The organism is Pelomonas sp. KK5, assembly GCF_001984095.1.
GTDB lineage: Bacteria > Pseudomonadota > Gammaproteobacteria > Burkholderiales > Burkholderiaceae_C > KK5.
In genome coordinates, this window is record NZ_LYVQ01000231.1 from 1 (window position 1) to 10,239 (window position 10,239).

The window sequence follows — 10,239 nt, forward strand, 5'->3', positions numbered from 1 at the left end:
GGCTCGAGGTGCGCAGCCAGCCCGGCGGCGGCACCTGCGTGGAACTGAAGCTGCCCCTGCGCACCCGGGAGATTGCATGATCCGCCTGCTGCTCGTCGATGACCATCCGGTGGTGCGCGCCGGCTACCAGCGGCTGCTGGAGCAGGACGGCGAGATGCAGGTCGTCGGCCAGGCGGGCGACGTCGACAGCGCCTGCGCGCTGCATGCCCGCCACGAGCCGGACCTGACGATCACCGACCTCTCGCTGCCCGGCAGCGGCGGTCTGGAGCTGATCCGGCGCTTGCGCGAGCGCCACGGTGGGCAGGCGCGGCTGCTGGTCTTCAGCATGCACGACAGCGAGATGCTGGTGCGCCGCGCGCTGGAGCTCGGCGCGCGCGGCTTCGTCACCAAGGCCAGCGCGCCGGAGTGCCTGATCGAGGCGGTGAGCCGCGCAATGGCCGGCGGCCGCTACCTGAGCCCCGACCTGCCGGCGCGGCTGCTGCACGAGCCCGGCCGGGCGGCCGAACCGGCTTTCGACGCACTGACCCAGCGCGAGTTCGAGATCTTCCGCCTGCTGGCGTGCGGTAGCTCGCTCGCCGATTGCGCGCGGGCCTTGCACCTGAGCCCCAAGACGGTCTCCAATCACCAGTCGGTGATCAAGGAGAAGCTGGGGCTCAGCACTTCCGCCGCGATGGCGCATCTCGCGCTGCGGCATGGGCTGATCCCGGTGGCCTGAAGTCGCCACCCCGACCGGGCCGCCCGGCCCGGCCTTCCACTGGAGAGGACAGCAAGATGACGACCTTGAACATCAACGGCCGGTCCATGGCCGTGGACGACGCGGCGGACGACACGCCGCTGCTGTGGGTGCTGCGCGACCACCTCGGCATGACCGGGACCAAGTTCGGCTGCGGCATGGCGCTGTGCGGCGCCTGCACCGTGCATCTCGACGGCCAGCCGGTGCGCGCCTGCCAGACGCCGATGTCCGCCGCCGCGGGCAAGAAGCTGACGACGATCGAGGGCGTCGGCGCCACGCCCACCGGCCGCGCGGTGCAGAAGGCCTGGACCGAGGTCGGCGTGCCGCAGTGCGGCTACTGCCAGGCCGGGCAGATCATGAGCGCCTGCGCGCTGCTGAAGGCCCATCCGAAGCCCAGCGACAAGCAGATCGAGGAGGCGATGAGCGGCAACCTCTGCCGCTGCGGCACCTACACCCGCATCCGCACGGCCATCAAGCAGGCCGCCGGCATGAAGGCAACGGGAGAGGCCGCATGAACGCCCGCTTCACCCCCACCCGCCGCGACTTCCTGCGCGCCACGCTGCCCGCGGGCCTCGTGCTCTACGTCGGCCTCCCCGGCCCGGCACAAGCCGACGAGCCCAAGAAATACGGCGGCGACGGCATGCCCCATGGCCTGCAGGAGAGCCCCAAGACCTTCCTCGCCATCGCCGAGGACGGCACGGTGACCATCATTGCCCACCGCTCGGAGATGGGGCAGGGCGTGCGCACCAACCTGCCCCGCGTGGTGGCCGACGAGCTGGAGGCCGACTGGGCCCGCGTCAAGGTCGTGCAGGCGATCGGCAACGAGGAGAAGTACGGCAACCAGGACACCGACGGCTCCCGCTCCACCCGCCACTGGTTCGAGCCGATGCGCCGCTGCGGCGCCAGCGCCCGCGCGATGCTGGAGCAGGCGGCGGCGCAGCGCTGGGGCGTGCCGGTGGGCGAGGTGCAGGCCATCAACCACGAGGTGGTGCACAAGGCCAGCGGCCGCAAGCTCGGCTACGGCGCGCTGGCGATGGCCGCGGCCGCGCTCGACGTGCCGCCACGCGAGACGCTGAAGCTCAAGACCCCGGCCCAGTTCCGCTACATCGGCAAGCGCGATCCGCGGCTGGTGGACATCGAGGCCATCGTCACCGGCCATTCGCACTACGGCATCGACACCCGCCTGCCCGGCATGGTCTACGCCGTGATCGCGCGGCCGCCGGTGCTGGGCGGCAAGCTGCGCGGCTTCGACGGCGCGGCGGCGGAGAAGGTGCCCGGCGTCATCAAGGTGTTCGAGCTGCCGGGCACGCCGCCGCCCTCGGAGTTCCAGCCGATCGGCGGCGTCGTCGTGGTGGCGAAGGACACCTGGGCGGCGATCCAGGGCCGCAATGCGCTGAAGCTGGACTGGGACGTCGGCCCGCACGGCAGCTATGACTCGGCCGCCTACCGCAAGGAGCTGGAGCAGGCGGTGTCCCAGCCCGGCGGCAAGGAGATCCGCAGCGAGGGCGATGCCTATGCCGCGCTGAAAGGGGCGGCCCGCACGATCAAGGCCGACTACTACGTGCCCACGCTGGCCCACGCGACGATGGAAGCGCCCGCCGCCACCGCGCAGATCAAGGACGGCCGCTGCGAGGTCTGGGCGCCCAGCCAGTCGCCGCAGGCCGCGCGCGACCGCATCGCCAAGCGGCTGAACCTGCAGCCGGACCAGGTGACCGTCAACGTCACGCTGCTGGGCGGCGGCTTCGGCCGCAAGAGCAAGGCGGACTTCGTCGTCGAGGCGGCGCTGGTCTCGCAGGCGATGGACGGCAAGCCGGTCAAGCTGACCTGGACCCGCGAGGACGACCTGCACCACGACTACTTCCACGCGCCCTGCGCCCAGCACCTGGAAGCGGGCCTCGATGCGCAGGGCAAGGTCACCGCCTGGCTGCACCGCTCGGCCGAGCCGACCTTCTTCTCGATCTTCATGCCCGACCCCAAGCAGTTGAGCGGCATCGAGCTGGGCCTGGGCCTGGTGAACCTGCCGCTGGCCGTGCCCAATATCCGCATCGAGAACCCGGCCGCCGAGGCCCACTCGCGGCTGGGCTGGCTGCGCTCGGTCAACAACATCCAGCATGCCTTCGCGGCGCAGTCCTTCGTCGCCGAGATCGCCGCGGCCCGCAAGCAGGACCACCGGCAGGTGCTGCTGGAGCTGATCGGGCCGGACCGCAGGATCGACCCGGACAAGATCAACGACGTGTTCAACCACGGGGAGTCGCCCGAGCGCTATCCGATCGACACCGGGCGGCTGCGCCGGCTGGTCGAGCGGGTCACCAAGGAGGCCGGCTGGGGGCGCAAGATGGCCCATGGCCACGGCCTGGGCCTGGCGGTGCACTACAGCTTCGTCTCCTACATCGCGGCGGTGGTGGAGGTGGCCGTGGATGCCAAGGGCAACCTGAGCATCCCGCGGGTGGACATCGCGGTGGACTGCGGGGCGATGGTCAACCCGGACCGGGTCGTCTCGCAGATGGAAGGGGCCTGCCTCAACGGCTTGAGCCAGGCGCTGATGAGCGAGATCACCTTCAAGGACGGCCGCGTGCAGCAGGACAACTACCACCAGTACCTGATCGCGAGGATGAACGAGGCGCCGAAGAAGATCGTCGTTCACCTGACGCCGTCGGACTACACGCTGCCGCTTGGCGGCGTCGGCGAGCCCGGCGTGCCGGTGATCGCGCCGGCGCTGTGCAATGCGATCTTCGCGGCGACGGGCAAGCGGATCCGGCAGTTGCCGATCGGGGAGCAGTTGCGCGCCTGAACTTGTCGGCGGCAATTTGCGGCTGCGCCGCGAATTTGCCCGCGTCATACGCGGGCAAATTTCCCTGTCGATGCGACAGGGGTTTTTGTAAGGTCGGCGGACAACGAGAACGAGGAGACGCTCCCATGTCCGCCGCCCTTCGCGCCGTCCCCGCGGCCGTAGTCCTGCTGCTCACCGGGCTGGCGGCCCAGGCGCAGCAGGCCACGTCGCAGCTGCCCACCGTCGAGGTCGTCGGCATCGCGCCGCTGCCCGGCCTCGGCGTACCGCGCGAGCAGGTGCCTGCCAACGTGCAGACGGCCACGTCCGCCGATCTCGAACGCCGCCAGGCGCTGGACCTGAGCGACTACCTCGGCCGCGGCCTGGGCAGCGTCAGCCTCAACGGCACGCAGAACAACCCCTTCCAGCCCGACCTCAACTACCGCGGCTTCACCGCCTCGCCGCTGCTGGGCACGCCGCAGGGCCTGTCGGTGTACGTGGACGGCGTGCGCGTGAACCAGCCCTTCGGCGACGTGGTGAGCTGGGACCTGATCCCGAAATCCGCCATCGCCAAGGTCACGCTGATGCCGGGCAGCAATCCGCTGTTCGGCCTGAACACGCTGGGCGGCGCGCTGGCGGTGCAGACCAAGGACGGGCTCACCGATCCCGGCAGCTCGGTGCAGCTCAGCGCCGGTTCGCACAGCCGCGTGGCCGGCGAGTTCGAGAGCGGCGGCGGCACGGCGGCCTTCAACTGGTTCGTCACCGGCAACCGCTTCCACGAGAAGGGCTGGCGCGTCGCCTCGCCCTCGGACCTGAGCCAGCTCTTCGGCAAGTTCGGCGGCAAGCTGGGCACGGCCGAGGTCTCGCTGAGCCTGGCTGCCGCCTCCAACGACCTGATCGGCAACGGCGCGCAGGAATCACAGGCCCTGGAGCGCGACTGGAAGAGCGTGTTCACCATCCCCGACCAGACCAGGAACCGCTCGCAGATGCTCAACCTGCAAGTGAGCCAGGCGCTGAACGAGCGGCTCACGCTCAGCGGCAATCTCTACTACCGCCATATCCGCACCAGCACCTTCAACGGCGACCTCAACGATGACGCCGCCGGCGAGTCGCTCTACCAGCCCAATGCCAACGAGCACGCGGCGCTGACCGCGGGCGGCTACAGCGGCTTTCCGACCAGCGGCGAGAACGCGGCCAACACGCCCTTCCCGAAATGGCGCTGCATCGCCGCCGTGCTGCTGGGCGAGGACGGCGAGCCCTTCGAGAAGTGCAACGGCCTGATCAACCGCACCGAGACGAACCAGCGCAACTACGGCTTCGCGCTGCAGGTCTCGGCCAAGGCCGACAGCCATCTGCTGCTGGCCGGCCTGGCCTATGACGCCAGCCGCATCCGCTTCCACCAGACGGCGCAGTTCGGCTACCTGAACGCCGACCGCTCGATCACGCCGCTGGATGCCTTTGCCGACGGCTCGCTGCAGGACGACGACGGCAACCCCATCGACTCGCGCGTGGACCTGTCCAGCCGCAGCCACACGAGCAGCCTCTACGCCAGCGACACGATCGCGCTGAACCCGCAGACGCACCTCACGCTCTCGGGCCGCTACAACCGCAACACGGTCAGCAACCGCGACGGCATCACGCCCGGCGGCGGCACCGGCTCGCTGGACGGCGACCACACGTTCAGCCACTTCAACCCGGCCATCGGCATCACCTTCAACCCGGGCCCGGCCTTCGGCGCCTATGCCGGCATCAACCAGGGCAGCCGCGCGCCCAGTGCGATCGAGCTGGGCTGCGCGGACCCGGCCTCGCCCTGCAAGCTGCCCAACTCCTTCGCCGGCGACCCGCCGCTGAAGCAGGTGATCACGACGACGATCGAGGCGGGCCTGCGCGGCAAGGCCGGCGAGCTGGCGTGGAACATTGGCGTGTTCCGCTCGGACAACAAGGACGACCTGCTCTTCGTCTCCGACAACGCCGCCGGCTTCGGCTACTTCCGCAACTTCGGCAAGACACGCCGTCAAGGCTTGGAGTTAGGGCTGAGCACCAAGGCGCTGTCCACGCTGACCGTCGGCGCGAATCTCTCGCTGCTGGACGCCACCTACCGCAGCCCCGAGACGGTGGACGGCTCGTCCAACAGCAGCAACGACGCCGCGCAGGACGGCTTTCCCGGCCAGCAGGGCACGATCGACATCCGCCCCGGCGACCGCATCCCGAACCTGCCGCGCAAGCAGCTGAAGCTCTACGCCGACTGGACCCCGAGCGCCCAGTGGCATGTGGGCCTGGACATGAGCGCCAGCAGCGGCGCCAACGCCCGCGGCAACGAGAACGGCCAGGACCGGCCCGACGGCGTCTACTACACCGGCCCCGGCCGCTACGCCGGCTATGCGATCTTCAATCTCGACGCCGACTGGCAGCCGACGCAGAGGATCAAGCTCTTCGCCCAGGTCGCCAACCTGCTTGACCGCAAGTACGCCACCGGCGCGCAACTGGGCGGCAACCCCTTCGACTCGAACGGCAGCTACGTGGCCCGCCGCTTCCCGCGGCCGGCCGGCGCGGACGAGTATCCGGTGGCGAGCGGCACCTTCCTCGCGCCCGGCGCGCCGCGGACCTTCGCGCTCGGGGTGCGCTTCAGCTTCGATTGAGGCGAAGGACTACAGCGCGCCGGGATGGCGTGGACTTCCCCGCAAGGGCGGCTCGCCGAATCATCGGTGAACCTCCCCCAACTCCGGAAGAAGATCATGACTCTCGGTGCAATCATCCTCATCTGCGTGATCCTGATGCTGATCGGTGCGGTGCCGGCCTGGCCCTACAGCCGCGGCTGGGGCTACGGGCCCAGCGGCGGCCTCGGCCTCGTGCTGCTGGTGCTCGTCGTGCTGCTGCTGATGGGCCGCATCTAGACCGTCCAGCCCTAACGGGCAGAATCAGCGGGTGCCTGCGCCCGCCACCTTCGACGTCGTAGACCAGCTCGCCTCCGCCCGCCAGCGGCGGGTGGTCCTGCTGCTGTGCCTGCTGGTCGTGCTGAGCGCGCTGCTGGCGCTTCCGAGCGCCGGCGTGCGCCTGGTGGAGATGCCCCATGTGTCGGGGCTCTACGGCGTGTGCGCCGCCGTGATCGACCTGGCCACGTTCTGGCTGCTGGGCTCGGCGCAGCGGCCTTCGGGGCCGCAGCGCATCATCGCCGCGGCCTACCTGTACGGCGGACTGATGGGCCTGCTGCATGCGCTGAGCTTCCCCGGCGCGCTGCTGGCCCAGGGCTCGGTATTCGGCAACGGCAACACGGTGAGCTGGCTGTTCGTGGCCTGGCGCGCCGGTTTTCCGGTCTTCGTGCTGTGGGCGGTCTGCGTGGAGCTCCGTGGCCGCAAGGCCGTTCGCATCGCTCCGGCCGCCGTCGCCTGGCTGGCCGCCGCCGCGGCGCTGGCGATGGCCCTGGCGGCCAGCGGCGTTTCCGCGCTGGTCGCCACGCCGCAGGGCGCCCGCTTCAATCCGGTCAACGACCTCGGCTCGCAGCTCGGCGCGCTGGTCGCGGCCGTGGCCGTGGTCCTGATCTGGCGGGGCGGGCTGGTGCGCCGCTCGCTGTACCTGTGGCTGGTCCTCGTGCTGGTGGCGGAGGCGGCCGGCGTGCTGCTCAGCAGCCTCGGTGGCGGCCGCTACACGCTGGCCTGGTACGGCGCCCGGGTCGAGGGCCTGATGGCCAATGCGGTGGTGATGGTGCTGCTGGCCCTGCATGTGCGCGAGCTGCAGCGGCAGCTGGCCGCCTCGGTGGAGGCGCTGCATGCCGAGATGCAGCATCGCGAGCGGGCCGAGCGTGCGCTGGCGCAGGCGCAGAAGCTGGAGGCGGTGGGCCAGCTGGCGGCGGGCCTGGCGCACGACATCAACAACTTCATGCAGGTGGTGGCGGCACGCAGCGAGATCATCCGGCGCCGCGCCGGCGAGCTGGTGGAGGCGGACGTGGCGGTGGTCAGGCGCAGCCTGCGCCGCGCCGAGCAGCTGACGCGCCAGCTGCTGCTGGTGGCGGGCCGGCGGCAGCTGCTGCCGCAGCGCGTGCAGCTGCAGCGCAGCGTGCCCGAGTTCGTCGAGGCCTTCCAGCCGGTGCTGGGCGCGCAGGTGCTGGTGCGGCTCGAGATCGACCCCGACACCGCGCCCGTGCATGTGGACCCGACCGAGCTGGAAGTGGCGCTGGCCAATCTGCTGACCAATGCGCGCGACGCGCAGGAGGGCGGCGCCGGCGAGGTGCGCCTTGCCATCTGCAATGCCGGCGAGCGCGTGCTGCTGGAGGTGAGCGACCAAGGCGGCGGCATTCCGGCCGCTGCGCTGGAGCGGGTGTTCGAACCCTTCTTCACGATGAAGGCGCCGGGCAAGGGCACGGGCCTGGGCCTCGCTCAGGTCCATGCCTTCGTGCGCGGCAGCGGCGGCGAGGTGGAGATCCGCAGCGAGCTGGGGCAGGGCACGACGGTGCGCATGGCGCTGCCGCGCGCCACGGCTCGGCAGGCCGAGGACGGCGGCGCTGCCGGGCGGCCCGCGCCCCGGCCGGGCGAACTGGTGCTGCTGGTGGACGACAACCGCGACGTGCTGGAGTCCACCTCGCTGCTGCTGACGCAGGCGGGCTTCGTCGTCCGCGCGCTCGACGACGCTTCGCAGGCGCTCGCCCTGCTGGACGAGGGCCTGCGGCCGGACATCGTGTTTTCGGACATCGTCGTGCCCGGCGGGCTCGACGGCCTGCAGCTTGCGCGGCAGGTGCGGCGCCGGCTGCCGCAGGCGCGGGTGCTGCTGGCCTCGGGCTACAGCGCCGCCGCTTCTGAGGCGCGTTCGGAGGGATTCACGGTGCTGCAGAAGCCCTACGAAGCAGCCGCGATGCTGCGTGCGCTCTCGTCCTGAGGGCGGTGCTCAGCGCCGCGAGATCAGCGCCAGCGCCTCGCGGGTGGCGAACTCGGCCTGCGCCGCCGCCTCCAGCGGCTCGCGGCACAGGCCCGCCTGGGCGTAGTGCAGGTTCTCGTACAGCTCGGCGGTGGCCGGCAGCATCGACAGCACGGCCTCCAGCCCGGCGCCGGGCTCGGCCTGCTGCAGCAGCTGCGTGACCTTGTTGACCACGTCGCGGTACTGCGCGGCCGTGGCCGCACGGGGCAGGCGCTCGAGCCGTTCGAGCAGCACGCCCATCGTGGCCAGCGGGCGCAGGCCGGCGGGGACGTCGATGGATTTCTGCGAGGAGGTGGTGCTGTCCATGCACCCGACTTGCGGGCGCCGGTGCAGGATTCAAGAGCCGCTCAGCCGGCCAGCCGCGCCTTCAGCCGGGTCGCGAACTCGCGCGGCTTCAGGTTGATCAGCGACGGGTCCTCGGCATCCAGCGCCTGGAAGGCCTGCAGGTCGGCCGCCGACACCAGCTCGCCCATGCGCAGGCCGTAGGCGTTGGCGAAATCGGTCATCGTGATCTGCGGGGAGGCCTGCAGGATGTCCTGCACGATGGTGATCGAGTGCAGCGCGCGGTCGATCGCGGCGTCGTCCACCAGGTCCTCGGCCAGGCCGCTGGCCCGCGCGGCCTCGGCGCGGGCGGCGGCCATCGTGCGGCGCAGGGCATTGGTGTCGATGGCGGCGAACTGCGCCACCAGCGCCGGGTCCATCGGCGCCTGCGCCGAAGCGAGGTCGGTGCCGCCCGGGGCCATCGTCAGGTTGATCGGGATCAGGTCGCGGGCGATCGCGCTGGCCATGTCGCAGGTGCTGGGGAAGGCGGTGCCGGCGTCGAAGGGCCGCACGCTGCCGTCCGCCTCCACCATCATGTTGCCCCACTTGACGTCGAAGTTGCCCATCGCCAGGCCGCTGAGCATCACCTTCTGCAGCTCGGCCGGCGCGATGGTGGCGGCGCGGTTCTCCCACACCTGGCGCATCGCCGTCGTCTCCTCCTGCGTGCGCTCGCCCTTCTCCAGCTCCTTGCGCGAGCCGTCCACGTCGAAGCATTCGCCCGACAGGCCCTCGATCAGCGCGCCTGGCTTGTTGCCGATGGTGGCGGCGGTGACGGCCGGGAAGCCGAAGTCCAGCCCGCACTGCGCGCGGATCGCGTCGCCGAAGGCGCTGGCCATCAGCTCGCGCATCGTGGCGCCGCCGGGCTCCATCGTGGTCTGCTCGGTCTCGCCCTCGATGGACTTGAAGGCGTAGGCCACCTTGTTGTCGCCGTTCTTGATCAGCTTGACGTCCGAGCTGCCGGCCGACGCGCTCTTGGCGCCCAGCATCTCGGCCAGCCGCGCCGCATGGTCCTGGCGCTGCTGCAGGTACTGCGCGGAGCTCCGGTCGCCGCGGCCGGGGAAGGCCGCGTCGGCGCCGTCCTCGGCCAGGCGGCGCACCTCCAGCAGCATGGCCTGCGCGGTCTCGTACTTCTGCACGGTGATGCGGCTGCCCTTGGCGCCCAGCTTCTTCTCCGCGTCGTAGGACTGGCGGCGCTCCTCGTTGCAATAGGCGCCGATCTCGGCGATCAGCTCGGTGATGGCCTTGTTGCGGCCCTGCGTGCCGACCAGGTTCAGCGCCTCGGCCTTCTTCAGCACGTCGGCGAAGTCGCCCAGGCCCTTGCCGATGCCCATCACCTGGCCGCGGTCCAGGTCCTTGCGCAGGGCAACCAGCGCCTCGGGGCCGAAGTCCGCGTTGAAGCGCGAGCGCGGGCGCGGCGGGGCCACGCGAGGCCGCTGCGGCGGCTGCTGCACGACTTGCGGCTGCGCGGCTTGCGGCTGCGCCGCCCGTGCCTGGGCACCCCGCGCGCCGC

Annotated in this window: 8 protein-coding genes; 6 read left to right on the forward strand and 2 right to left on the reverse strand. The window is 71.1% G+C overall.

Annotated features, from left to right (window positions below):
• Positions 1-76: 76 nt before the first annotated feature.
• From B0W88_RS25865 to B0W88_RS25890, 6 genes are all read left to right on the forward strand, one after another.
• Positions 77-715 (forward strand): response regulator transcription factor, encoded by a 639-nt coding sequence (locus B0W88_RS25865; RefSeq protein WP_077037477.1) that lies wholly within the window; start codon positions 77-79, stop codon positions 713-715.
• Positions 716-771: 56 nt separating this feature from the next.
• The gene (locus B0W88_RS25870) at positions 772-1,248 is read left to right on the forward strand and encodes a (2Fe-2S)-binding protein (protein ID WP_077037478.1); all 477 of its coding nucleotides are present in this window, start codon (positions 772-774) and stop codon (positions 1,246-1,248) included.
• Positions 1,245-3,524 carry a xanthine dehydrogenase family protein molybdopterin-binding subunit gene (locus B0W88_RS25875; protein WP_077037479.1) on the forward strand — a complete coding sequence of 760 codons (2,280 nt, stop codon included), beginning with the start codon at positions 1,245-1,247 and terminating at the stop codon, positions 3,522-3,524. Before B0W88_RS25870 ends, B0W88_RS25875 begins: the two co-directional genes overlap by 4 nt.
• A 125-nt stretch (positions 3,525-3,649) precedes the next feature.
• On the forward strand, positions 3,650-6,139 hold the full coding sequence (locus B0W88_RS25880; RefSeq protein WP_077037480.1) for a TonB-dependent receptor: 2,490 nt from the start codon (positions 3,650-3,652) through the stop codon (positions 6,137-6,139).
• Between the two features lie 96 nt (positions 6,140-6,235).
• Positions 6,236-6,394 carry a DUF3309 family protein gene (locus B0W88_RS25885; RefSeq protein ID WP_077037481.1) on the forward strand — a complete coding sequence of 53 codons (159 nt, stop codon included), beginning with the start codon at positions 6,236-6,238 and terminating at the stop codon, positions 6,392-6,394.
• A gap of 31 nt (positions 6,395-6,425) precedes the next feature.
• Positions 6,426-8,369 (forward strand): ATP-binding protein, encoded by a 1,944-nt coding sequence (locus B0W88_RS25890; RefSeq protein WP_077037482.1) that lies wholly within the window; start codon positions 6,426-6,428, stop codon positions 8,367-8,369.
• A gap of 9 nt (positions 8,370-8,378) precedes the next feature.
• Here B0W88_RS25890 and B0W88_RS25895 read toward each other — a convergent pair whose 3' ends face one another.
• Positions 8,379-8,714 (reverse strand): hypothetical protein, encoded by a 336-nt coding sequence (locus B0W88_RS25895; protein WP_077037483.1) that lies wholly within the window; start codon positions 8,712-8,714, stop codon positions 8,379-8,381.
• A gap of 41 nt (positions 8,715-8,755) precedes the next feature.
• Positions 8,756-10,239: hypothetical protein (locus B0W88_RS33840; protein WP_158080943.1), on the reverse strand; the 1,484-nt coding region annotated here is incomplete at its 5' end.

Bases quoted from the DNA above. Each gene is read 5' to 3' on its own strand.
- B0W88_RS25880 (WP_077037480.1), top strand. From the start codon at position 3,650: ATGTCCGCCGCCCTTCGCGCCGTCCCCGCGGCCGTAGTCCTGCTGCTC.
- B0W88_RS25865 (WP_077037477.1), top strand. From the start codon at position 77: ATGATCCGCCTGCTGCTCGTCGATGACCATCCGGTGGTGCGCGCCGGC.
- B0W88_RS25875 (WP_077037479.1), top strand. From the start codon at position 1,245: ATGAACGCCCGCTTCACCCCCACCCGCCGCGACTTCCTGCGCGCCACG.
- B0W88_RS25870 (WP_077037478.1), top strand. From the start codon at position 772: ATGACGACCTTGAACATCAACGGCCGGTCCATGGCCGTGGACGACGCG.
- B0W88_RS25885 (WP_077037481.1), top strand. From the start codon at position 6,236: ATGACTCTCGGTGCAATCATCCTCATCTGCGTGATCCTGATGCTGATC.
- B0W88_RS25895 (WP_077037483.1), bottom strand. From the start codon at position 8,714: ATGGACAGCACCACCTCCTCGCAGAAATCCATCGACGTCCCCGCCGGC.